General features: G+C 72.2%; 20 protein-coding genes and 1 pseudogene. 17 read left to right on the top strand and 4 right to left on the bottom strand.

What is annotated here, in order from left to right:
* Positions 1-23 precede the first annotated feature (23 nt).
* Positions 24-1,754 carry a WD40 repeat domain-containing protein gene (locus OFY01_RS22055; protein ID WP_266602599.1) on the top strand — a complete coding sequence of 577 codons (1,731 nt, stop codon included), beginning with the start codon at positions 24-26 and terminating at the stop codon, positions 1,752-1,754.
* Here the strand turns inward: OFY01_RS22055 and OFY01_RS22050 are convergent.
* Both OFY01_RS22050 and OFY01_RS22045 read right to left on the bottom strand, forming a co-directional pair.
* Positions 1,744-2,181: an SCO4983 family protein gene (locus OFY01_RS22050; RefSeq protein WP_266602597.1), complete on the bottom strand. Its 438-nt coding sequence runs from the start codon at positions 2,179-2,181 to the stop codon at positions 1,744-1,746. The two genes, OFY01_RS22055 and OFY01_RS22050, sit on opposite strands and share 11 nt — an antisense overlap.
* Positions 2,182-2,253: 72 nt before the next feature.
* Positions 2,254-3,465, bottom strand: a complete 1,212-nt coding sequence (locus OFY01_RS22045) for a pyridoxal phosphate-dependent aminotransferase (RefSeq protein WP_266602595.1) — start codon at positions 3,463-3,465, stop codon at positions 2,254-2,256.
* A 124-nt stretch (positions 3,466-3,589) separates the two neighbouring features.
* On the opposite strand from OFY01_RS22045, the gene OFY01_RS22040 reads away from it, so the two are divergent.
* Both OFY01_RS22040 and OFY01_RS22035 read left to right on the top strand, forming a co-directional pair.
* A complete protein-coding gene (locus tag OFY01_RS22040; RefSeq protein WP_266602593.1) occupies positions 3,590-4,393 on the top strand; it encodes a hypothetical protein in 804 nt (267 codons plus the stop codon).
* Positions 4,394-4,551: 158 nt separating this feature from the next.
* Positions 4,552-7,200 (top strand): WD40/YVTN/BNR-like repeat-containing protein, encoded by a 2,649-nt coding sequence (locus tag OFY01_RS22035; protein ID WP_266602591.1) that lies wholly within the window; start codon positions 4,552-4,554, stop codon positions 7,198-7,200.
* A 12-nt stretch (positions 7,201-7,212) separates the two neighbouring features.
* Here OFY01_RS22035 and OFY01_RS22030 read toward each other — a convergent pair whose 3' ends face one another.
* Both OFY01_RS22030 and OFY01_RS22025 read right to left on the bottom strand, forming a co-directional pair.
* Positions 7,213-8,835, bottom strand: a complete 1,623-nt coding sequence (locus OFY01_RS22030) for an N-acyl-D-amino-acid deacylase family protein (RefSeq protein ID WP_266602589.1) — start codon at positions 8,833-8,835, stop codon at positions 7,213-7,215.
* Positions 8,836-8,894: 59 nt separating this feature from the next.
* The gene (locus OFY01_RS22025) at positions 8,895-10,199 is read right to left on the bottom strand and encodes an amino acid deaminase (protein WP_266602587.1); all 1,305 of its coding nucleotides are present in this window, start codon (positions 10,197-10,199) and stop codon (positions 8,895-8,897) included.
* 125 nt (positions 10,200-10,324) lie between these two features.
* On the opposite strand from OFY01_RS22025, the gene OFY01_RS22020 reads away from it, so the two are divergent.
* The 14 genes and pseudogenes from OFY01_RS22020 to OFY01_RS21955 form a co-directional block, all read left to right on the top strand.
* Positions 10,325-11,485, top strand: a complete 1,161-nt coding sequence (locus tag OFY01_RS22020) for a sugar kinase (RefSeq protein ID WP_266602585.1) — start codon at positions 10,325-10,327, stop codon at positions 11,483-11,485.
* Positions 11,482-12,303 carry an IclR family transcriptional regulator gene (locus tag OFY01_RS22015; RefSeq protein WP_266602583.1) on the top strand — a complete coding sequence of 274 codons (822 nt, stop codon included), beginning with the start codon at positions 11,482-11,484 and terminating at the stop codon, positions 12,301-12,303. Before OFY01_RS22020 ends, OFY01_RS22015 begins: the two co-directional genes overlap by 4 nt.
* Entirely contained in the window at positions 12,300-12,710 is a 411-nt protein-coding gene (locus OFY01_RS22010) for a RidA family protein (RefSeq protein ID WP_266602581.1), read from the top strand. Before OFY01_RS22015 ends, OFY01_RS22010 begins: the two co-directional genes overlap by 4 nt.
* Before the next feature lie 111 nt (positions 12,711-12,821).
* On the top strand, positions 12,822-13,004 hold the full coding sequence (locus tag OFY01_RS22005; RefSeq protein ID WP_323135540.1) for a Scr1 family TA system antitoxin-like transcriptional regulator: 183 nt from the start codon (positions 12,822-12,824) through the stop codon (positions 13,002-13,004).
* A gap of 179 nt (positions 13,005-13,183) precedes the next feature.
* The gene (locus OFY01_RS22000; protein ID WP_266602579.1) at positions 13,184-13,735 is read left to right on the top strand and encodes a hypothetical protein; all 552 of its coding nucleotides are present in this window, start codon (positions 13,184-13,186) and stop codon (positions 13,733-13,735) included.
* Between the two features lie 573 nt (positions 13,736-14,308).
* The gene (locus tag OFY01_RS21995; RefSeq protein ID WP_266602577.1) at positions 14,309-15,295 is read left to right on the top strand and encodes a hypothetical protein; all 987 of its coding nucleotides are present in this window, start codon (positions 14,309-14,311) and stop codon (positions 15,293-15,295) included.
* Positions 15,292-16,020, top strand: a complete 729-nt coding sequence (gene cpaB / locus OFY01_RS21990; RefSeq protein ID WP_266602575.1) for a Flp pilus assembly protein CpaB — start codon at positions 15,292-15,294, stop codon at positions 16,018-16,020. The genes OFY01_RS21995 and cpaB overlap by 4 nt, the downstream gene beginning before the upstream one ends.
* 130 nt (positions 16,021-16,150) lie before the next feature.
* Positions 16,151-17,788 (top strand): AAA family ATPase, encoded by a 1,638-nt coding sequence (locus OFY01_RS21985; RefSeq protein WP_266602573.1) that lies wholly within the window; start codon positions 16,151-16,153, stop codon positions 17,786-17,788.
* A 233-nt stretch (positions 17,789-18,021) separates the two neighbouring features.
* Positions 18,022-18,348: a TadE/TadG family type IV pilus assembly protein gene (locus OFY01_RS21980; RefSeq protein ID WP_266602571.1), complete on the top strand. Its 327-nt coding sequence runs from the start codon at positions 18,022-18,024 to the stop codon at positions 18,346-18,348.
* 10 nt (positions 18,349-18,358) lie between these two features.
* Positions 18,359-19,762 carry a CpaF family protein gene (locus OFY01_RS21975; RefSeq protein ID WP_266602569.1) on the top strand — a complete coding sequence of 468 codons (1,404 nt, stop codon included), beginning with the start codon at positions 18,359-18,361 and terminating at the stop codon, positions 19,760-19,762.
* A 14-nt stretch (positions 19,763-19,776) separates the two neighbouring features.
* On the top strand, positions 19,777-20,742 hold the full coding sequence (locus tag OFY01_RS21970) for a type II secretion system F family protein (RefSeq protein ID WP_407700400.1): 966 nt from the start codon (positions 19,777-19,779) through the stop codon (positions 20,740-20,742).
* A gap of 5 nt (positions 20,743-20,747) precedes the next feature.
* Positions 20,748-21,650, top strand: a complete 903-nt coding sequence (locus OFY01_RS21965) for a DUF5936 domain-containing protein (protein WP_266602567.1) — start codon at positions 20,748-20,750, stop codon at positions 21,648-21,650.
* A 377-nt stretch (positions 21,651-22,027) separates the two neighbouring features.
* Positions 22,028-22,258, top strand: coding sequence for a hypothetical protein (locus OFY01_RS21960; RefSeq protein WP_266602565.1), 231 nt, complete (start codon positions 22,028-22,030; stop codon positions 22,256-22,258).
* Positions 22,259-22,266: 8 nt separating this feature from the next.
* Positions 22,267-22,431: pseudogene (locus OFY01_RS21955) on the top strand (pilus assembly protein TadG-related protein); the annotation flags it as partial.
* Positions 22,432-22,493: the final 62 nt, after the last annotated feature.

Raw genomic sequence — 22,493 nt, 5'->3', positions numbered from 1 at the left:
AACACAGCCTGTGGGGGGCACAGTTGAATATCGCACACCGTCCCGGACGCCTCGCCGCCACCGCGCTGGCCGTCGCGCTCGCCGGGACCGGTCTCAGCGTCGCCGTCGCGCCCGTGGCGAGCGCCGCCGCGTCCGACGTCGTGGCCAAGCTGCCGATCTCGTCGTACTCCGCGATGGCCGTCGACTCCGTGCACCAGCGGGTGTACGTCGCCGACAGGCACGTCGGCAGCACCTACTACACCGGCACCGTCGTCGTGTACAGCTTCGCCGGTGACCGCGTCAGCACCATCAGCACCGACCATTACGTCTCCGGGCTCGCGCTCAGCCCGGACAGTTCCACTCTCTACGTCGGCGAACGGACCGCTCTCCAGGAGTTCTCCACCACCACCTACCAGCCGGTCGCCGCCGTCGCGATCGGCGCCGACTACTGCGGCCGCGATCTCGTCTCCTCCAGCGGCCGGGTGTACATGACCTCGCCGGTCGCGTTGTCCGCGTCCGGGTGCGACACCGCCCGGACCGAGCTCGACGACGTCGCGGACGGCGCGTACGCCCGCACCGGCTGGAACGACTACGGGCTGCTCAAGCTGGCGGCCGGGCCCGGCGACCGGATGCTGATGGGCCAGCCGCGCAACGCGGACGCGACCGACCCCTACCTCGCCGTCTTCGACACCAGCGGCAGCACCCTGGTCCGCGGCGCCGAACGCCGGTTCGCCGCGAGCGACGGCACGGGGGCGCTGAACCTCAAGGACATGGCGTTCTCCGTCGACGGTGGCAAGGTCGCCGTCGCCGACGCGTCCTACGGCACCCGCCTGCTCAACACCTCCGACCTGTCCGACGCCTCCGTCGGCTACCCGGCGCTGCCCGCAGGCGCGGTCTCCTCGGCCGTGGCGTACAGCGGCGACGGCAAGTACCTGGCGCGCGGCGCCGCGGCCACCGGCTCCACGCCCGACCTGCTGCTCTCGCCCGCCGACCCGAGCGACGCGACGCCGCCGCTGGAGTTCGTCTTCGAGGGCAGCCTCGACGGCGACCGGGTGGCGCCGCGCGGCCTGGAGTGGACGGCCGACGGTTCCCGGCTCTTCGCGGTGACCACCAACGCGACCGGCAACCAGTACTGGCTGCACGTCATCCAGCCGCCGGCCGCCCAGTACGCCACCCGCTTCTCCGAAAGCCTCACCCACAGCCCCTCCCAGGCGGTGGCGGGCGAGCCGCTCGCGCTGCACGGCACGCTGGCCTACGACGGCCCGACGCCCACCGAGCCGCTGAAGGTGTCGGCGACCAGGACCGACGCGAACGGCACCCACGACCTGGGGACGGCCACGGTCGCCTCCGACGGCACGTTCACCGTGCTCGACGAGCCCGATCTGGTCGGCGACGCCACGTACACGGTGTCGTTCCTGGGTGATCTGACGCATCTGCCCGCCAAGGACGTCGCCACCACGCTCACGGTGGCCAAGGCGCCGACCTCGATCACGCTCACGGCGCCCGCGGAGGCGAGCCAGGCGACGGGGGTGCAGATCACCGGCACGTTCACGGCTCAGGGCAAGGCCCTGGCACAGCCGGCCACGCTCTCCGTGGAGCGCACCGACAAGCTCGGCAGCGGCGCCCTGACGTCGGTGACCGTCGCCGCCGACGGCACGTTCACGATCAAGGACCTGCCGCGTGAACGCAAGGACGTCACCTACACGGTCAGCTGGCCGGGCGACGACCTGCACGAGGGATCGTCGGCCTCGGCGACGGTGTACGTCACGAAGTGAGTGCCACCGCGGCGGCCTCGGCCCCCGCCGCGTGGGCTTCCATCCGCTGCGCCGCGAGGATCGCCGCGGCGGTGTCCGCCCGGGACGCCGCCACGACGAGCGCGCGGCCCGCGACGGCGTGGGCGCGGCGGTGCAGGGCGGTGACGTCCGGCGCCGCCGCGGCGGCCTCGGCCCGGACCGGCGGGTGGCCGCCACGCAGCCGGGCCACCTGCTCGGTCAGCGCGTCGGCCGCGCCGGCCAGGTCCTGTCCGCCGTCCGGCAGGGCCTGCCGCAGCTCGTCGGTGAGGGCGAGGAGCGCGGCGAGGTGCCCGGCGAGCTGGATGTCCAGCTCCTCCTCGCGCGTGCGGCGCGGGAAGCCGTCGGTGTCGGGGTCGGCCGCCGTCGAGTGGACGGACCGACGTGAAGGCGTGCGGATCGGCTCGTACATGGGGCCTCCAGGCGGACAGACACTTGGTCCCCATCGTACCTTGGAAACTGTCTAATTTAGAACTTGTCCAAACTAAGCCTGCCGGTACCCGTCGAGGAACCGCCCGATCCGGGTCACCGCCTCGGTCAGCTGGCGGGTCGTGGGCAGCGTGACGACACGGAAGTGGTCGGGGTCCGGCCAGTTGAAGCCGGTGCCCTGGACGACCATGATCTTCTCCTTGCGCAGCAGGTCGAGCACCAGCTGCCGGTCGTCCTTGATCTTGTAGACGTCCGGGTCGAGCCGGGGGAAGAGATACAGCGCGCCCTTCGGCTTGACGCACGTGACGCCCGGGATCCGCGTCAGCAGCTCGTACGCCACGTCCCGCTGCTCCTTGAGCCGCCCGCCCGGCAGCACCAGGTCCTCGATGCTCTGGCGCCCGGTCAGGGCCGCGACGACACCGTGCTGGCCCGGCATGTTGGCGCACAGGCGCATGTTGGCCAGGATCGTCAGGCCCTCGATGTACGACTCCGCGTGCGCGCGCGGCCCCGAGATCGCCATCCAGCCGACCCGGTAGCCGGCCACCCGGTACGCCTTCGACATGCCGTTGAAGGTCAGCGTCATCAGGTCGGGCGCCAGGGCGGCGGTCGGGGTGTGGGTGGCGTCGTCGTAGAGGATCTTGTCGTAGATCTCGTCGGAGCAGACCAGGAGGTTGTGGCGGCGGGCGATGTCGGTGAGGCCGCGCAGCACCTCGTCGCTGTAGACGGCGCCGGTGGGGTTGTTGGGGTTGATGATGACGATCGCCTTGGTGCGGTCGGTCACCTTGCGCTCGATGTCGGCCAGGTCCGGCATCCAGTCCGACTGCTCGTCGCAGCGGTAGTGCACGGCGGTGCCGCCGGAGAGGGAGACGGCCGCGGTCCACAGCGGGTAGTCGGGGGCGGGGACCAGCACCTCGTCGCCGTCGTCGAGCAGGCCCTGCATGGCCATGACGATGAGTTCCGAGACGCCGTTGCCGATGAAGACGTGCTCGACGTCGGTCTCCACGCCCAGCGTCTGGTAGTGCATCATCACCGCGCGGCGGGCCGCGAGCAGCCCCTTGGCGTCGCCGTAGCCGTGCGCGTCGCCGAGGTTGCGGAGCATGTCCTCAAGGATCTCCGGCGGGCACTCGAAGCCGAACGCCGCCGGATTGCCCGTGTTGAGCTTCAGGATGCGATGGCCCGCCGACTCAAGGCGCATCGCCTCCTCGAGAACCGGGCCGCGGATCTCGTAGCAGACGTTGGAGAGCTTGGTCGACTGGATGAGCTGCATGGCCAAACCCTACGGCCCCGCCGGGCGCCGCGGGTTGTGGTACTGGCCACGCGGGCCGCGCTGTTTGCCCGCATATCGGTGACCGCTGGTTCCCGGGCCCCACCCCTCCTTACAATGCGCGGTCATGTCCTGGCAGCACCACCCGCAACCGCGCGACACGGACCCGGTCCCCGGCGTCGTGTACGACCCGCAGCAGTCCGCCGGCGCGTACGACGGCTACGCCGATCCGGCCGCTGTCCACGGCTGGCAGGACGAGCCGCAGTCGCCGCCGTGGCCGGGGCCCGAGCCGGAATCGGAGCCGTACCCCGGGGCGGGCCCGGAGGTGGGCGTGGGTGCCGTCGTGGGACCGGGCGCGGGCGCGGGACCGGGCATGGGCACGGACCACGGTCCGAACCGCCGTCCGGGCCACGGCCCCACCCCGTACGACGCCGAGCGGTCGCCACGTCGTGGCAGCCGCCGCAGGAGCCGTCCCAAGCGGCGCGCCGATCTGCTGCTGGTCGTGTGCGGCGTCGCGGTGATCGGCGTGGTCGTCGCGCTCGGGGCGTGGTTCTTCGCGCCCGACTCGTCCGGCACCGACCCCGCGGGCGGCGGCCTTGGCGGTGGCGCGACGAGCGCCACGCCCTCCGTCTCGGCGTCCCGCGGCACCTCGCCCCGCCCGAGCGGCGCCGCGTCGTCGGGGGCCGCGACCGCCACCTCCTCCGCCTCGCCGTCCGCGAGCGGCGACGGGAGCAAGACGTCGGGCAGGCGCGCGGACGCGTCGGCGACCCCGTCCGCCCCCGCCTCCCGCACGGCCACGAGCGGCAGGCCGACGGCGGGCCCCGCGCCCACCGCCGCCGCGTCCGCCACCGCCACCGCGACCAAGACGCAGAGCGGACCGGGCAATTCCGGCGATAAGCCCGGTCATGGCAGGACCAAGAACCCCGGTTGAAGAGTTTCGGCCACCACGAGGTAAAGGGCTTGTAAACATGCTCGTGAACAACGGGAGTTGACGCCTGGCACAGTTGTACGGTTCCGGCGCTCGGCCCAGGAGAACATGCGCGTCCGTTTGGGGCGGACGCCGCTCCCGCCGAGGATCCGGAGGCACCTATGCCCTTGCTTTCCGCGAACCGTACGCGCAGACGAAGGGGAGCCCGATCGGCTCTCGTCGTCGGCGCGGCAGCCCTCCTCATAGCCGGAACGGGATCCGTCACCGGCGCCAGTGCGGAGGGTGACGGTGGGCACGGCCGCCACGACGTGGCGGGCGACGAGTCCCACGAACTGATGGAATCCATCGCGTCGTTCAACGAGCCGCGGCTCTCCCCGAGCGGCCAGATCGGTTCCGGCGCCTACGCCGACGCGTGGGCCCACGTGAACGACATGCCGGTGGCCGGCTCTAACTGGAGCGAGGTCACCACGTCCCCGTACAACGAGGACGCCCTGCACTACCGCGACCAGTCCGCCTCCAACTCCGGCGGCGGCGCCGGGCACTCGGCGGGCCGCATAGCCGCCCTGGCCACCGACCCGACCCACAAGGGCGTGGTCTACGCGGGCGCCGCGGGCGGCGGCGTCTTCCGCTCCACCGACGACGGCAAGACGTGGACGCCGATAGCCGATCACCTGCCCGCCCTCTCGGTCGGCGCCCTGGCCACCGCGCCCGACGGCTCGCTCTGGCTGGCCACGGGTGAGGCCACGACCGCCTCCGACAACTACCTGGGCAGCGGCGTCTACCGGCTCGCGGACCCGACCACCGGCACCTTCTCACCGTCCGACAAGGTCGGCGGCGCCGGGCTCGACGGGACCTCCATCCACACCCTGACCTTCGACAAGGCCGCCGGGTACGCCTTCGCCGCGACCTCGCACGGTGTCTTCCGCCGCTCGCTCGGCGCGGACCGGTCGTCGGCCTGGCAGAAGGTGCTCGCACCGTGCGCCGGAGTCGGTGTCACCGGCATCACCTGCGGCACCAGCTCCTACTTCGCGGACATCGCCAACGACATCGCGGTCCGCCCCGGCACCGACGGCAAGCAACTGATCGCCAACGTCGCCTGGCGCAGCGGAGCCGACTACAACGGCTTCTACTACTCGAACGACGCGGGCACCACCTGGAAGCGGCAGCGGCCGAGCGGGGCGATCAACCCCGACGACATCGGCAACGCGTCCTTCGCCTACGCCGCCGACGGCTCCCGCCTCTACGTCTCACTGGAGTCCCCCAAACTCCTCAACAAGACGTCGGGATCCGGGGTCTACTCGGTCCTCGGCGGCGTGTTCGTGAGCAAGAGCGGCGACCCGACAGGACCGTTCGACCAGATCGCGACCCCGGCGCAGCTCTCCGCCTCCGGCTCCGCCATGAAGATCAGCGAGATCGGCTCCGGCTACCAGCCCGGCTCCCAGGCCTGGTACGACCAGGTCATCAAGGTCGACCCGGCCGACCCGCAGCACGTCTACCTCGGCCTGGAGGAGATGTTCGAGACCCGCGACGGCGGCAGCAACTGGAACTCCATCGGCCGCTACTGGAACTTCGGCATGCCGTGCTTCTCGTACGAGCCCTCGCAGAACACCTGCGACGGCAACGTGATGCACTCCGACCAGCACGCCCTCGCGTTCTCGCAGTGGAAGGGCAGCAGCCCCGAGCTGTACGTCGGCAACGACGGCGGCGCCTACGCCCGCCCGGTGAGCCAGACGAAGGACGGCTGGCGCAACCTCAACGAGTCCGGCACGCTGCGCAACCTCCAGTACTACTCGGTCGGCGCGGGCGCGATGCAGGACGGCAGCGGCGACGCGGTCTGGGGCGGCCTCCAGGACAACGGCGTCTCGCTGCTCGCCCCGAAGGGCGCCACGTACCAGGGCCAGGACCTCAACCCCGACGGCCAGATGGTCTCCCCGTACGGCGGTGACGGCGGCGACCAGCTCGTCAACCCGGCCAACGGCTGCGAGACGGTCGGCGAGTACGTCTACCTCGCCCTCCAGATCACCCGCAACTGCGGCTACACGGCCAGCGACGACGGCGCGGAGGACGTGGTCACCGACATCGCGCCCGCCGACCCGACCGGCGGCCGCTTCATCGCCCCGTTCAGCGCCGACGTCAAGGACTCCGGCTACTGGGTCGCGGGCGGCCAGTACATCTGGGGCAACAGCAAGACGTGGGCCTCGACCAGCGGCGCCGACTGGACCGAGCTGTACGACACCGGCGCGGGCCACGCCACGACCGCCGTCACCAGCTCCGGCCACGTGGTGTGGGGCGCCTGGTGCGGCTCCTGCAACGCGGGCTCGGCGTTCGGCCGCGGCATGGTCACCAACTACGGCGGTACCTGGCACCAGGTGACCCTGCCGTCCGACTTCCCGAACCGCTACATCTCCGACCTGGCGATCGACCCGTCGGACGCGAGCGGCGGCACGGTGTACGCGGTGGTCAACGGCTTCTCGCGGCACTGGAACGAGGGCGCGGGCGCCGGGTACGGCCACGTGTGGCGCACCACCGACGGCGGCAAGACCTGGACCGACCTGAGCGGTTCGGCCTCGGCCACGGACGCGCTGCCCGACGCTCCCGCCAACGCCCTGCACATCACGGCGGACGGCACCCTCGTGGTCGCCACCGACATGGGCGTGTTCACCAGCGCGGCCGGCGCCGAGGGCCACTGGAAGCGCCTGGGCACGAACCTGCCGACCTCGCCCGCCGTCTACCTGACCGCGAGCCCGGACGGCAAGAGCCTGTACGTGGCCACGCACGGCCGCGGCATCTGGAAGACGCAGATGCCGTAACGCGCGTACGCCTCATACGGTGTGGCGCCGCACGGACCTGCCCGCGAGCACGTCCGTGCGGCGCCCGTCTTTCATCACGAACCGCCCGTCGATCAGGACGTACGGAATGCCGACGGGCGGGGTGCGCGGCGCGTCGAAGGTGGCGCCCGCCGCGACCGTCTCCGGATCGAAGAGCACCAGATCCGCCCGGTGTCCCTCGCGCACCAGCCCCCTGTCCGGCAGCCGCAGCCGGGCGGCGGGCCGCGAGGTCAGATGCGCGACCATCTCCTCCAGGGACATCACCCCGAGGTCGCGCGCGTAGTGCCCGAGATAGCGCGGGAACGTGCCGTACGCGCGCGGATGCGGCTTGACACCCCGCAGAATGCCGTCGCTGCCGCCGGTGTGCGCGGGGTGCCGCATGATGGCCCGCACGTTCTCCTCGTGGCCGACGTGCTGGAGGATCGTCGTGCCGAGCCGGTCGGCGAGGAGCAGCCGCCGGGCGGTGGCCCAGGGGGCCTCGCCGCGCTCCTCGGCGACCCGGGCGACGGTCTTGCCGACGCAGGCGGCAAGCCCGGGGGCGGAGGTGTGGCAGACGCCCGACACCTCGACGGTGTCCCACTCGACCGGCACCCCGTGACACCCGTCCGAGCCGAGCTCCTCGACGTGATGCCGGATGCGCGCGGCGGTGGCGTCGTCGCGGAGCCGCGCGAGGGTCGCCTCCGGCCCGCCCTCACCCGCCCAACTGGGCAGCAGCGCGACGAGGGTGGTGGAACCGGGGGTGTACGGGTAGCTGTCGAGACTGATGTCGGCGCCGGTCGCGACGGCGTCGTCGACAACGGCGAGCAGCTCGTCCGCCTTGCCTTCGTTGATCCCGAAGTTCATGGTGGCGTGGGCGAGATGGAGCGCGCAGCGGGCATCGCGGGTGAGCGCGACCATCTCCCGGTACGCGTCGAGGGCGCCCGCGCCGTAACTGCGGTGGTGCGGGCAGTAGTAGCCGCCGTACGCGGCGACGACGCGGCACAGTCCGGTGAGCTCGGCGTCCTCGGCGTACATGCCGGGCGTGTAGGTCAGCCCCGACGACATCCCCACGGCCCCGTCCTCCATGCCCTGCGCGACGAGCCGCTTCATGAGATCGAGTTCGGCGGGGGTGGCGCCCCGGTCCTCCCAGCCGACGGCGTACATGCGGACGGTGCCCTGGGGGACGAGATACGCGGCGTTGACGGCGACGCCGCGGTCGAGCCGGTCGAGATACTCGCCGACGGTGCGCCAGTCGAAGTCGACGGAGGTGTCGTCGGGGCCGCCGCCGTTCCAGCCGGCGATGACCTGGCGGACGTCGGCGAGGGTGCGGTCGTCGACCGGGGCGTAGGAGAGGCCGTCCTGGCCGAGGACCTCCAGGGTGACGCCCTGCGCGGCCTTCGCGCCGTGGTCCGGGTCGCGGAGCAGGGCGAGGTCGCTGTGGGCGTGCATGTCGATGAAGCCGGGGGAGAGGGCGAGGCCGTCGGCCTCGACGACCCGTCGGGCGGACGGCCGGGGGCCGGGGGTACGGCCCTCCCGATGGATCTCGGCGATCCGGCCCCCGACGAGCCTGACGTCGGCACGGTAGGAGGCACCGCCGGTGCCGTCGACCACACGGGCGTCCTTGACGACCAGGTCCATGTCCGGCCGCTCCTTTCGTCGTGCCCGGCCCCCTGAACCGCGTCTACGCGTCTACGCGTCTAGAAGAACGTCCGCACGTACTCCACGACCGTCCCGTCATCCTCCACCACCGGAATCAACTGCCACTTGTCGAACGACGTGCACGGATGCGAAAGCCCCATCCCGACCCAGTCGCCCACCTCGACCCCGGCCCCGGTCCCGTCCGCGAGCCGCAGCCACCCGTGCTGGTCCGAGAGGCCGGTCACCGTCACGCCGTCCGCCGCCCGCACCGAACCCGACCGCCACTCGCGCACGACCTGCGCCTCGGGCAGATCGAGGTCGTACGCGGCGTCCCGCTTGCCCGCGTTCGTGAAGGCCCGCCCCGGCTCCGGCCTGGAGACGACCTGCGCCCACAGCCGGAAGGCGGGTCGCAGCGCGCCCTCCTCCGGGACCCGGTTGAACGGGGTCACCCGCCGATAGCGCCCGTCGTCGTGCGACACGTACGCACCGGACCGCAGCAACTTCAGCACCGGACCGCTCAGTTCGGGGACCCGCGCGAACACGTCCGCCACCGCGTCGAACCACGCGGAGCCGCCCGCGCTCACCACGATCTCGTCGAGCCCCGCGAACCGCCCCGCCGCGTCGAACTCCACCGCCAGCGCGACGAGCCGCCGCACAAACGCCCGCACCCGCTCACCGTCGGCCTCCGGCACCTCGCCCTCGTACCCGGCCACGCCGACGAGCCGCAGCGTCGACGTGGCCGCCACCGCGTCCGCCACCGCCGCGCACTCCGCCTCCGTACGCACCCCCGTACGCGCGCCGTCCCCCGCCCCCAGCTCGACCACCACGTCCACCCGGCGCCGGGCGCCCGCCTCCGTGAGGGCGGCGTCCATGCGGCGCACGCCCGCGACCGAGTCGACGTAACAGACGAAGCGGAAGTCGTCCGAGGCGTCCAGCTCACCCGCGAGCCAGCGCAGCGCCGCCGGGTCGACCAGCTCGTTGGCCAGGAAGATCCGCTCGAAGCCGAAGTGCCGTGCCACCCGCACCTGGTGGGGCACGGCCAGCGTGATGCCCCACGCCCCGTGCTCGATCTGCCGCTGGAAGAGCCTTGGCGCCATCGACGTCTTGCCGTGCGGCGCGAAGGCTAGCCCGTGCCGGGCCGCGTACGTCTCCATCAGCGCCAGGTTGTGCTCCAGGCGCTCGGCGGACAGGGCCAGGACCGGGGTGGTGAAGCCGTCCGTGAACAGGTTGAGGCGGCGGGCAGCGAGCTCGCCGACCGTCAGCCCGTCCGCCTGCGGCGGCAGCCCCTTGAACCGGAAGTCCACCCGCTCGTCGTCCAGTCGCTTCAGGCGCTCGACGGCGATCTCGGCGTGCTCGGCGGTCATGGAGAGCCTCCTCGGGGCGTCCTGCGAAAGGCTGTTGCATCATCTGCAACACCCATTGCGTCTGGTGCTCAGCGCTGTCTAGCATCCGGGCCAACGCCGGGTCAACGAAGGAGGCGAGCACCACCGTGACCACCTCATTCGACGTCGTCGCGCTCGGCGAGTCCATGGTCACGTTCCGGCCCGCCGTGCCGGGGCGCCTCGCCGAGGTGACGGCCTTCGAGCGCGGCATCGGCGGCGCCGAGTCGAACGTGGCGTGCGGGCTCGCCGCGGCGGGCCACCGCACCCGCTGGGTCGGCCGGGTCGGCGCCGACGGGTTCGGCGACCACCTCGTCGAGGCCGTCGGCGCGTACGGCGTCGACGTCACCGCCGTACGGCGCGACCCGCACCGCCCCACCGGCGTCTACTTCCGCACGGCGGGGGACCGGGTCACCGCCGCCCACGAAGTCGCCTACTACCGTGCCGGCTCCGCCGCCTCCGCCATGTCCACCGCGACGGTGGATACGGCGGTCGCGCGCGGCGGCCGTATCCTCCATCTGACGGGGATCACCGCCGCCCTGTCCGACGGCTGCCGCCACCTGCTGCACGAGCTCACGGCGCCGCGCCCCGGTCGGCCGCCGGTCGTCTCCTTCGACGTCAACCACCGCCCGGGTCTGTGGTCCCGCCCCGACGAAGCCGCCCAGGTTCTGCTCGGCCTGGCGCGCGGCGCCGACCTCGTCTTCGTCGGCGAGGACGAGGCCGAAGCGGTCTGGGGCCTGCGCGGGCCGCGGGCGATCCGCGACGCCGTGCCCGAGCCCGCCGTACTCGTCGTCAAGCAGGGCGAGACCGGGGCGACGCTCTTCGAGCGCACACCGCAAGCCGCCGTGCGGGAGGCCACCTTGCGGGAGGCCGCCTTGCCGGGCGGGGCCACCTTGCAGGGCGAGGCCGCTCTGCGGGGCGAGGCCGCTTTGCCGGGCGGGGCCGCTCTGCGGGGCGAGGCCGACGACACCGTCACCTTCGTCCCCGCCCCGCGCGTGGACGTCGTCGCGGCTGTCGGCGCGGGCGACGCCTTCGCCGCCGGTTTCCTCTCCGCCACCCTGCGCGGGCTGCCCGCCGCGCAGCGCCTGCGCACCGGCCACCTCTGGGCCGCCGCCACCCTCACCGCGCCCGGCGACCTCGCCACGCCGCCGAGCCGCGCCCACGCCGACCGCTTGGCCGCTCTCGACCCGGCCGCGTGGGAGACACTGCACCTCGGCCCCGGGTGGACCGGCACCGAGGCAGGGGCCGCCGAGGAGGTACGTACGCCATGAGCCAGACCGTCGACCGCGCACTCAGCATTCTGCCGCTGCTCGCCGAGGGCCCAGCCGACCTCGGCCAGGTCGCCGACCGCCTCGGCGTCCACAAGTCCACGGCCCTGCGCCTCCTGCGCACCCTGAACGAGCACGGCCTGGTCTACCGCCAGTCCGACCAGCGCTACCGCCTCGGCGCCCGCCTCTTCGCGCTCGCCCAGGAGGCCGTGGAGAACCTTGACGTACGGGAGATCGCCCACCCCCACCTCGTCGAGCTCAACGAGCAGTGCGGGCACACCGTCCACCTCGCCGTGTACGAGGACGGCGAGGTCCTCTACATCGACAAGGTCGAGAGCCGCTACCCGGTCCGCATGTACTCGCGCATCGGCAAACCCGTCGCCATCACGGTCGCCGCTGTCGCGAAACTCCTCCTGGCCGACCTGCCGGAGGCCGAGCGCCGCGCCGTGGCGGAGAAGCTCGACTACCCTACGTACACGCCCCGTTCGACGCCCAACGCCCGAGCGCTCCTAAGGGAGTTGGCGACGGTACGCGAACAGGGCTGGGCCACCGACCTCGGTGGCCACGAGGAGTCCATCAACTGCGTCGCGGCCCCGGTCCGCGGTACGGACGGCCGCGTCGCCGCCGCCGTGTCCCTCTCCGCGCCGAACGTCGTCGTCACCGCCGACGAACTCCTCACGCTGCTCCCGCTGGTGCGCCGCACGGCGGAAGCCGTCAGCCGGGACTACTCAGGCACTACGCATACGCATACGCATACGCATACGCATACGCATACGCATACGAATACGAATACGAATACGGAAGAGACTGGACCACGATGACCGACAAGACCGCGCTCACGCCCGCCACCCACACCACCCCGCCCGCGAAGTTCTCGCACGGCGTCAAGAAGGGCAACATCCTCCAGACCGCCGGCCAGGTCGGCTTCCTCCCGGCCGTCGACGGCCGCGCCCGCGCCCTGGCGGGCCCCACCCTGCGCGAGCAGACCCTGCAGGCATTCGCCAACGTCCAGGCGATCCTCGAAGAGGGCGGCGCCACCTGGGACGACGCGATGATGATCCGCGTCTACCTCACCGACGTCGACCACTTCGCCGAGATGAACGAGATCTACAACGCGTACTTCGAGGAGCAGGGCCTCACCCAGCCCCCCGCCGCGCGCACCACGGTCTACGTCGGCCTTCCGTCGGGTGTGCTCATCGAGATCGACGCGCTCGCCGTGCTGGACTGAGCGGTCCTGGCCCGACTCACGCGGCCGCCCCTTGCGCGGCGTGCCGCCCCGGCTCGCACCAGAGCAGTTTCCCTCCCCGCCCCAGCACAGGTCATCAACGTCCCCGGCCTCTTGCACACCCCGGAGCATGCCCGGTCGCTCTTCCGGGAGGTGGTGCCGACGCTGCGCCCGCACGAGATCGAGTACCGGATCTCCCACCGGATCAAGCGCCAGGCGGTCCTCCACCGCGAGCAGCCTCTTACGTACACGGCGATCATTCATGAGGCCGCCCTGCGCCGGCCTGCGTCTACATAGCCGCGTCCACCGGACCCCCGCGCACCTTGCACCTCCGGGAGACCGGCGAGCCGGACGTGATCCTCACCACCGGCCCCCGGCAGCTCGCCGCCCTGATCGAGGCCGTACGGGCGACGGAGTGAGCCCTGCCACTCCCGGACACAGCCTTGTCCGCCATACTTCGCCCCGTGGAGCAGCGTATGGACACTGAGAAAGTCACACCCGTCACCGGCGCCGGATTCGACCCGGCGTACGTACCCGGCCTGACGCCTCCCGTCGCGTCTTCGGCGGACGAGGAGACGTCGGAGGAGGTGAAGCAGACCGAGTCCGAGTCCGAGGCAGAGCCCGAACCCGAGTCTCGGGGCGAGGCGGACGCAGCCGAGGAGGCCGAGTCCGAGGACGCCAAGGACGCCGAGAAGAGCGACGACGCCAAGGACAGCGAAGACGCCGAGAAGAGCGACGACGCCAAGGACAGCGAAGACGCCCCGGCCGTCGAGGCCAGGGACCGCCGCGGCTCGATCGTCGTCGACGCGTCCGGCGTCCGCTTCACGCTCGACGACCAGGAGGCCGAGTTCACCTGGGACGAGATCAGCGCGGTCGAGGTCGGCACGTCCCGCAAGCGCCTCACGGTCACCGTGCACACCCCCAACAGCCGCTGGTACCCCAACGACGTCGAGGCGCGGGACAAGGCCCAGGCCCAGGAGTGGGCGGAGGCCATCGACAAGGCCCTGGACGCGTACTTCGAGGACTGACCCAAGACCGGGTAACTCGCTCTGCCGACCGAACTTCCAGGCGGTCGCGTGGATCACTTCACGGTGGTCTCGCAACCAGCCTCCACGTCTCGGCGTCCGGTTCGGGAGTAACGGTTCGATCCGCGCCCATTACGAGGGAGTGGCCGATCTCGGCAGTGTCAACGGTTGCACCGGCCGGCCATGGAGGTCGCGCCGGTCCTTCGGGAACTTCCTCCGCTGAACGGCACGCTCGCCGTCGGTGACGCGCAACGGCTGGTCCGGTTCCTTCCGCAAGCGCCGCCAGTACGAAGCTGACGTGCGGCTGGTCGCCGATCCAGGCGGCCGCCCGCTGTGCCTCTCGTCCGCGTCGCGCGAGCGCCAGGGAATCGCCCAGCCCAGCCCAACCCGGCCCTGCCCACCTCCGCCCGCACCGCTCCGCCCGTACCCGCCCCGCCCGCCCCACCACTTCGTGAACAGTGCGAAGTGGGGTGTTGCCGGGCGCCCGCGTGGATATGGTGCTCACGCAGGGACCACCGCGGTGCCGGAGCCACCGCGGTGTCTGGAGGAGCACACCGCGACCAGGGGGGTTCACGCGTGCCGACCGCGATAGCCGTCACCGACCCCGACCTGGTGCTGACCTCGTCCGACCGGCACACACCTACCGCCGCCGTGCTGCCCGTGGGCGCGCCGCCCGACACGTATCCGCTGGACCGCGCGATCGGCGACGTGCACGCGATGATCGAGCAGCACGGGTATGTGATCGCCCTGTGTCCGCAGTCGGCGCCGGATTCGGTCGTCCACCGGCTGTACGCGATCCGTTCCGTGCTCGAAAGCGACCGGATCGCCATTCTGCGGCCCGAACTGCCGCCGCTCGCCCTCGCCGTGCTCGCGTTGCAGCTGCGGCAGCTGTCGGTCTGTGACATCAGCCCCGGCGTGCTCGCCTCGGCCGCCCGGCTGCTCGCCCACTACATCCACGCGGGCGCCGTGCTCGGCTCCCTCGCCAAACTGGACCGTGTCCCCGTCCCGCTCACCGCCCACGCCAAGTCGTGGTCGCCGAACGCCCAGTTCGCGGTGGTGGCCACCCCGCAGCCGCAGCTCCAGCGCCTCACGGACGACGGCGAGACACCGACCGGGCCCGCCTTCGGCACGAGGATGTTCTACGCGGCCGGGCAGCAGCCCCCCGACTGGGTCACCGGCACCCTCGCCCCGGCCTGGCGCGTGCAGGGCGTCACGGAGGTGCCGCTGCCCGCAGAGTCGCCGCGCTGGTGGGCGACGGGGCGGGTCGGCCTGGCCGGGCGGGGCGGCGGGCCCGGCAGGATCGTGGAGTTCGCCGCGGCCATCCCCGACCTGTCCGTCCTCTACCAGCTCGTGACGTCCGTACGCCGTGACACCTGCCACTGGTGCGGACTCGAACTCATCGGTGACCGCTGCGGATTCTGTACGGCGCCGCTGCCCGCCGAACCGCCGCCCCCGGCCGCCGCCTCCGCCCGGTCGTCCCCGGTCGGACCGGCGCCCGCCCGCAAGGCCCTCACTGCCCTCACCCCCGCCCTGCCGTCCTCCACGAGGTTCCCCGCCCCATGAACTCACGTCAGCGCCGCGGCGTCATCCTCCTTGCCGTGTCGGCCCTGTGCGCGATCGCCGCGTTCGCCGGTGTGCTCGCGGTGATACGCAATGTGAACTCCAAGGTGGGGCCGGAGGTGACCGCGTACCGGCTCAAACAGAACGTGGCACCGTACAAGGAGCTCACGAGCGCGCAGTTCGAGAAGGTGGAGATGCCGAAGCGGTGGCGGCCGTCCACCGCGGTGCGCAGCCTCGACCAGATCCGCGGCAAGATCGCCGTGACCCACCTCGAAAAGGGGTCGCTGCTCCAGTCCGACATGATCGTGGACCGCCCGCGGCTGAAGGCGGGCCAGCAGGAGATCGCCATCATGATCGACGCGGAGACCGGCGTCGCCGGGAAGATCGCCCCGGGCGCGAAGGTCAACATCTACGCCACCTTCAAGGCGCAGAATCAGAAGGAACACGACCAGTCGAAGCTGATCGTGGAGAACGCCCAGGTCCTCGCCGTCGGCAAGCTCACCCCGATCGACCAGCAGGGCGCCGGCGGCTCCGGCAACAGCGCCGACGCCGCGCGCCGCGCGAGCGAGGCCGTGCCGATCACCTTCGCGCTCGACACCAAGGACGCCCAACGGGTCGCGTACGCGGAGTCGTTCGCGACCCATGTGCGTCTCGCCCTCGTCGCGCCCGGCAGCGACGCCACGGTGGCGCCTGCCGACCGCACGTACACGCTGGACGGGGACAAGTGACGGCGAACCAGGCGGAAGATCAAGCTTCTCCGGCGACCGCGGGGCGGCTTGTGGGGCGGAGCCCCGGGCCCTTGCCGCCGGCCGACCGAAATGATCGCGGTAACCGGCACCCCGGAAAGGCGGCCGCCGCATGACCCTCCGCATTCTCCCGGCCGTCGGCGACCCGGACGCCGCCCGCGCCCTGGTCACCCTCCTCTCCCAACTGCCCGACGCCGAGCCCGCTCCGCCCGTCACCGACTCGACCGAACTGCTCGACACCCTCGCGCGGCTGGCCGCCGAGTCGCTCGACGAACTGCCCGAAGTCGTCCTGGTCCACGAACGCATCGGACCGGTACCGCCGCTGGACCTGATCCGCGACCTCGTCCTGCGCTTCCCGGCCGTCGGCGTCGTCCTGGTCACCGCCGACACCAGCCCGGCCCTGCTCACCGCCGCCATGGACAGCGGGGCACGCGGCATCGTCGCCTTCCCGCTCGGCTACGACGCGCTCGCCGAACGCGTGCAGGCCGCCGCCTCCTGGTCGACCGGCATGCGCCGCCACCTCGCGGGCGGTGCCGGCGCCGAACTCGCCCCGGCGGGCGGCGGCGGCCACGTCGTCGCGGTCGCCGGCGCCAAGGGCGGCGTCGGCACCACCGTCACCGCCGTCCAGCTGGCCCTGGCCGCCCACGCCTCGGGCCGCACGGTCGCCCTGCTCGACCTGGACCTCCAGTCCGGCGACGTGGCGTCCTACCTCGACGTACAGTTCCGCCGGTCCGTCGCCGACCTCGCCGCGATCCGCGACATCACGCCCCGCGTCCTCCAGGACGCCGTCTTCACGCACGAGACCGGCGTCGACCTCCTCCTCGCCCCGGGCGACGGCGAACGCGGCGAGGAGGTCACGGACCGCGTGGCCCGCCAGGTCCTCCAGACGCTGCGCGCCCGCTACGACGCGGTCGTCGTCGATTGCGGCACACAGATGAGCACGGCCAACGCGGCGGCCGTCGAACTCGCCGACCAGGCCGTCCTCCTGGTCACCCCGGACGTGATCGCGGTCCGCGGCGCCAAGCGCATGGTGCGCCTGTGGGACCGCCTCCAGATCCGCAAGGCGGAGGAGACGCTGACCGTCGTCAACCGCCACTCCCGCGCAGCGGAGATCCAGCCGCCGCTGGTGGAAAGGGTCACCGGCACGCGCACGGCCCGTACATCGGTCCCGGCCGCGTACAAGGAGCTGGGGGCGGCCGTCGACGCGGGGCGCATGCAGGACCTCGACAACCGCTCCACCGTCAAGCAGGCCCTGTGGGCCCTGGCGGGCGAGCTCGGCCTGGTCGCCACGCCGGCCCCGGACTCCGCGGGTTCGGGCGCCGGTCACGGTGGCCGCAGGGCCCGTCGCCGGGGCGGCGACCGAGGCTCGGTCACCCTCGAATTCGCGGCGATGTTCCCGATCGTCCTCACCGTCCTCGCCCTGATGTGGCAGTGCGTGCTCTACGGCTACACGTACTCGCTCGCCGGAAACGCCGCGGACGAGGCGGCCCGCGCCGCCACCGCCGCGTACGCCATCGGCGGCGACGGCCAGGGCGCCTGCGTCGCGGCGGGCCGACGGCACCTGCCGGGCGCGTGGCAGGACGCGCAGATCGGCTGTTCGGACGACGGCACGGTCACGAAGGCGACGGTCCGGGTGGACGTCCCCCTGTTCTTCCCGGGGGTCGACCCGGGCTGGACGGTGACGGGCGAGGCGGGCGCGGCGACGGAATCCCGGACAGGTACGGAGTCCCAGACAGGTCCGGTCCGGTGAGGGGGAGGCGCGGCAAAGGGGCGCGGGGCTGTGTCGATGTGCGGCTCCGCCGCGGGGCGCGAGCAATGGGGGAACGCGCGCACGCGCGACGGACACGGCGACACCCGACGGCGCCTGGGCGCACCGCAGACATCCGCCGAAACGACCGCAGCGACCGCAGCGACCGCAGCGACCGAAACGACCGAAGCGGCCGAAACCGCCAGAAGCGCCGGACGGCGGACGCGGGTGTCTCCATGCTGGAGTTCGCCGGCTTCCTGCCGTTCCTCCTCCTGATCGGCCTGGCCACGATCCAACTCGGCCTGGTGGGCTACGCGGCGAACCAGGCCGGCAGCGCCGCACGCGCGGCGGCCCGAGCCGAATCCCTCACCCCCGGCACCGCCCAGGCCGCGGCGTCCGACGCGGCGAGCGCCTGGCTCCACCCGGCCGCGTCGACCGGCACGGGCGACACGGTGACCGCGACGGTCACGGTCCACGTACCGGCGATCATCCCGCTCTTCGGCGGCTGGGACCTGCGCCGCACGGCGACCATGCCCAACGACCGTACAGCTCTGGGGAGTTGAGGAGGAGACGATGAGCCTACGCTCCCGAGTCGCAGCCACCCGAGACCCGCAGGCCGCCGGCACAGGCACGGGTACGGGCACAGGCACGGGTACCCCCGCACCGGCCCGCGACGAGGGCCTGGTGGCCGTCTACCGGGCCAAACTCCTGGAGGAGATCGACCTGGCGGAGATGTCCTCGCTGACGGCCGGGGACCGCCGCGTCCGCCTCGAACGGGTCCTGGGCCACATCATCAGCCGCGAGGGCCCCGTCCTCTCCTCCTCCGAACGCACCCAGCTGATCCGCCGCGTCGTCGACGAGGCGCTCGGACTCGGCATCCTGGAGCCGCTCCTCGCGGACGCGTCGATCACCGAGATCATGGTCAACGGCCCGGACGCCATTTTCGTGGAACGAGCGGGCAGGGTCGAACAGCTCCCGCTCCGCTTCGCCTCCCACGACCAGCTCATGCAGACCATCGAACGGATCGTCTCGACGGTCAACCGCAGGGTCGACGAGTCGAACCCGATGGTCGACGCCCGCCTGCCCAGCGGTGAACGCGTCAACGTGATCCTCCCGCCACTGGCCCTCACCGGCGCGACACTCACCATCCGCCGCTTCCCGCGCGCGTACACGCTCAACGAGCTGATCGGCCTCGGCTCGCTCGACGAACACATGGTGATGCTGCTCGCGGCGTGCGTCCGAGCCCGCTTCAACATCATCGTGAGCGGAGGCACCGGCTCCGGCAAGACCACCCTCCTCAACGCCCTGTCGGCCCTGATCCCGCCCACGGAACGCATCATCACGATCGAGGACTCGGCGGAACTCCAGCTCCAGCAGGACCACGTGATCCGCCTGGAGTCACGCCCCCCGAACGTCGAGGGCAAGGGGCAGGTCACCATCCGCGACCTGGTCCGCAACAGCCTGCGCATGCGCCCCGACCGCATCATCGTCGGCGAGGTCCGCGGCGGCGAGACGCTCGACATGCTCCAGGCGATGTCGACGGGCCACGACGGCTCTCTCGCCACCGTCCACGCCAACACGGCGGAGGACGCCCTGACCCGCCTCCAGACGCTCGGCTCGATGTCGGAGGTGGACGTCCCCTTCGAGGCGCTGCGCGACCAGATCAACTCGGCGGTGGACGTCCTCGTCCAGCTGACCCGGCACGCCGACGGCTCCCGTCGCGTCAGCGAGATCGCCCTGCTGGTCTCGCACGGCCGCGAGCAGTTCACCATCGCCACGGTGACCCGCTTCGTGGCGCGGCCGTACGTGTCGGGGGCGGCGGCCGACCAGGACCGACGCGTCCACGGCTCCTACGAACACCTGCCCCTGCCGCGCCGCGTGGCCGACCGGCTGTACGTGGCGGGGGAGGCGGTCCCCCCGGCGTTCGGCGTCGTGGAGGCCGTCGACGTACGCAACACGAGAGAGGCGACCGGATGAGCGCGATGTCCCCGGTGACCCCCGCCCTGCTCATCGCCCTGGGCGGCACGGCCGCGGCATGCGTCGCGGCGATCGTGGCCGTGCAGGTCTACGCGTCGGGCCGGGCGCGCCGGCGCGCGCTCGAAAACAGCCTCGACGCGTACGCTCCGGGCGGCGGCGCGGCACGGGAAGAACGCGGCGGGGCCCGGGGAAGAACCCGCCGGTTCGTGTCCCTCGACCGCCGCGTACGCCGCACCCGCCTCGGCCGCACCGTCCACCTGCGCCTGTCGGCGACGGGCCTGGACGTGACGGCGGGCGAGTTCTGCGTGTACGCGGCGGTGACGGTGGTCGTCCTGTGGGCCCTCGCGGCGACGACCCTGGCCCCGTTCTTCGGCCCGATCGCGGGCGTGGTAGCGGTGTGGGCAGCGACGATCTTTCTCAACTGGCAGCGGCAGAAGCGCATCGAGGCGTTCATCGCCCAACTCCCCGACGTGGCGCGCCTCCTGGCCAACGCCACGGCGGCCGGCCTGGCCCTGCGCACGTCACTGGCGATGGCGGCGGAGGAGCTGGAGGCCCCGGCGGGCGAGGAACTCTCCCGGGTGGCCGACCAGTTGTCGCTGGGCCACACGGTGGAGGACGCGCTGGGCGAACTGGCGGAACGCCTGCCGTCGCGCGAGCTGGTGGTCCTGGTGACGACCCTGATCCTGTCGAACAAGGCGGGCGGCTCGGTGGTGTCGTCGCTGCGCAACCTGACCCGCACGCTGGAGGACCGGAAGGAGACGCGCCGCGAGATCCGCACGATGCTGTCGGAGGTCAACGCGACGGCGTTCACGGTACCGCTGCTCGGCGTCGGCTCCCTGCTCCTGGTCAACACGGCGAACGACGGCGCCCTGGCCCGCGTGACGGCGTCCCCGCTGGGCCAGACCCTCGTCCTGGTGGCCCTCGGCCTGTACGCGATCGGCTTCTTCGTGATCCGCCGCCTGGGCAAGATCGAGGTGTGAGCGGGATGGCGACGACGCAGGTGGCACTGCTGCTCGCGGCACTGGCGGCGCTGGCGGTGTTCGGAGCCGCGGTGGGCATCCGCATGTACCGGGCGGAGGCGAAGGTCCCCAGCGACCTGGCGCTGGCCCTGGAGGTCGGCGCGACCCGCGTCTCGGTGGCGGGCTCGGCCGTCGACCGCCTGGGCATGCGCTTCGCGCCCCTGGTACTGCGCCTGATGGGCCGCCGTCGCGTGGCGGCCAAGCGCCGGAAGATCGACATGGCGGGCAACCCGGACGGTCTGACCATCGACCGCTACGCGGCCCGCAGGGCGGTCTACGGCGCCTTCGGCGTACTGATGGCCCTGATCTTCCTCACCAACGGCGCGCTGCTGCTCGCCCTGCTGACCCTGGCGTTCGGCGCGCTGGCGGCCGACGCGCACATCTGGCAGGCGACGCGGGAACGCAAGGAGGTCATCGACCGCACCCTTCCCGACTTCCTGGACGTGCTGGCGGTGGTCGTCTCGGCGGGCCTCGGCTTCCGCCAGGCCCTGGACAGGGTCGCGGAACGCTACGAGGGCCCCTGGTCCGACGAACTGCGCATCACCCTGCGCCAGATGGACATGGGCGTCCCTCGCCGTCAGGCATTCGCCGACCTCCGCCGCCGCAACGCCTCCGAGCAGGTGGCCCAGTTCGTCTCGGCGCTGCAACAGGGCGAGGAACTCGGCGCCCCCATCGCCGACACCCTGATCCAGCTCGCCACCGACATGCGCCGCACGGACGCCCAGAACTCCCGGCGCCGCGCGGCGAAGACGATCCCGAAGGCGACGATGGTGACCCTGGTCTTCATGCTGCCCGCGACAATGATCCTGATCGCGACAGGCATGTTCCTCGGCTCCGGCACGGACTTCACGTCGATCCTGGGGCGGTGAGCCGGTGAGCCGGTGAGCCGGTGAGCCGGTGAGCCGCTGAGTTGGTGAGTTGGTGAGTTGGTGAGTTGGTGAGTTGGTGGGCTGGTGGGGGTCGGTGGGGGTCGGTGGGCGGGCGGTCCGGTGAGCGGGTGGACCGGTGGGCTGGTGGGCCGACATGCGACGGAGGTCTTCTGGCGCGCGGCCGGTATGGCTACAGTGATCCCGCACCAGGGTTGGCAGCTGCGAACGCGGTGGCGGGGGCGGGATGGCGCGCGGGACGACACGGAGCCAACTTCCGGTCAAGCGGCGACCGTTAATCGCCGAAACCGTGTGCTCAGGGTCGCTCTTCCCGTACGTTGCGTGTAGTGGCTCGATGGCCGTGGAGGAAGGGTGGGCCCATGACCAAGGACCGTGTCAAGGACCGACTGCTCGGGGCGTGGGTGACGTGGACGAGTGCCGTGGCGGAGCGGGTTCGCGGGGACCGGCGCGACGCGGGCGCCGGATTCGTGGAGTACGCCGGGCTGATGATCCTCATCGCCGGGATCTTCACGCTGATCGACCAGATCGGTCTGGACGGCCTGATCTCCGGGGCCATCCGCAACGCCGTGACCCAGGTGACCGGCGGCTGAGAACCACGGTGCGGAGAGCGCTGCGCGGCGACCGGGGGTCGACCCTGCCCCTTTACATCTGGCTGACCGGAATCCTCCTCTTCGCCGCGTTCGCGTTCTTCGCCTTCGCGCAGGCCGCCTCCGCCCGCAACGGCGCCCAGACCGCCGCCGACGCCGCCGCGCTGGCCGCCGCCACGATTCTCACGCCCTGCGGCAGTTGAAGGGCGCCGACCTTGCGTTCGAGGACGACCCGGAG

Source organism: Streptomyces beihaiensis (genome assembly GCF_026274175.1).
Lineage (GTDB): Bacteria > Actinomycetota > Actinomycetes > Streptomycetales > Streptomycetaceae > Streptomyces > Streptomyces beihaiensis.
Note: the sequence above shows the minus strand (reverse complement) of the source record. Positions and strands in the feature narration are given on the sequence as shown.

What these genes read in the sequence shown, in the direction of transcription:
- OFY01_RS22050 (WP_266602597.1), bottom strand. Translation starts at nt 2,181, where the DNA reads ATGTACGAGCCGATCCGCACGCCTTCACGTCGGTCCGTCCACTCGACG.
- OFY01_RS22045 (WP_266602595.1), bottom strand. Translation starts at nt 3,465, where the DNA reads ATGCAGCTCATCCAGTCGACCAAGCTCTCCAACGTCTGCTACGAGATC.
- OFY01_RS22040 (WP_266602593.1), top strand. Translation starts at nt 3,590, where the DNA reads ATGTCCTGGCAGCACCACCCGCAACCGCGCGACACGGACCCGGTCCCC.
- OFY01_RS22035 (WP_266602591.1), top strand. Translation starts at nt 4,552, where the DNA reads ATGCCCTTGCTTTCCGCGAACCGTACGCGCAGACGAAGGGGAGCCCGA.
- OFY01_RS22030 (WP_266602589.1), bottom strand. Translation starts at nt 8,835, where the DNA reads ATGGACCTGGTCGTCAAGGACGCCCGTGTGGTCGACGGCACCGGCGGT.
- OFY01_RS22025 (WP_266602587.1), bottom strand. Translation starts at nt 10,199, where the DNA reads ATGACCGCCGAGCACGCCGAGATCGCCGTCGAGCGCCTGAAGCGACTG.
- OFY01_RS22015 (WP_266602583.1), top strand. Translation starts at nt 11,482, where the DNA reads ATGAGCCAGACCGTCGACCGCGCACTCAGCATTCTGCCGCTGCTCGCC.
- OFY01_RS22010 (WP_266602581.1), top strand. Translation starts at nt 12,300, where the DNA reads ATGACCGACAAGACCGCGCTCACGCCCGCCACCCACACCACCCCGCCC.
- OFY01_RS22000 (WP_266602579.1), top strand. Translation starts at nt 13,184, where the DNA reads ATGGACACTGAGAAAGTCACACCCGTCACCGGCGCCGGATTCGACCCG.
- cpaB (WP_266602575.1), top strand. Translation starts at nt 15,292, where the DNA reads ATGAACTCACGTCAGCGCCGCGGCGTCATCCTCCTTGCCGTGTCGGCC.
- OFY01_RS21985 (WP_266602573.1), top strand. Translation starts at nt 16,151, where the DNA reads ATGACCCTCCGCATTCTCCCGGCCGTCGGCGACCCGGACGCCGCCCGC.
- OFY01_RS21980 (WP_266602571.1), top strand. Translation starts at nt 18,022, where the DNA reads ATGCTGGAGTTCGCCGGCTTCCTGCCGTTCCTCCTCCTGATCGGCCTG.
- OFY01_RS21975 (WP_266602569.1), top strand. Translation starts at nt 18,359, where the DNA reads ATGAGCCTACGCTCCCGAGTCGCAGCCACCCGAGACCCGCAGGCCGCC.
- OFY01_RS21965 (WP_266602567.1), top strand. Translation starts at nt 20,748, where the DNA reads ATGGCGACGACGCAGGTGGCACTGCTGCTCGCGGCACTGGCGGCGCTG.
- OFY01_RS21960 (WP_266602565.1), top strand. Translation starts at nt 22,028, where the DNA reads ATGACCAAGGACCGTGTCAAGGACCGACTGCTCGGGGCGTGGGTGACG.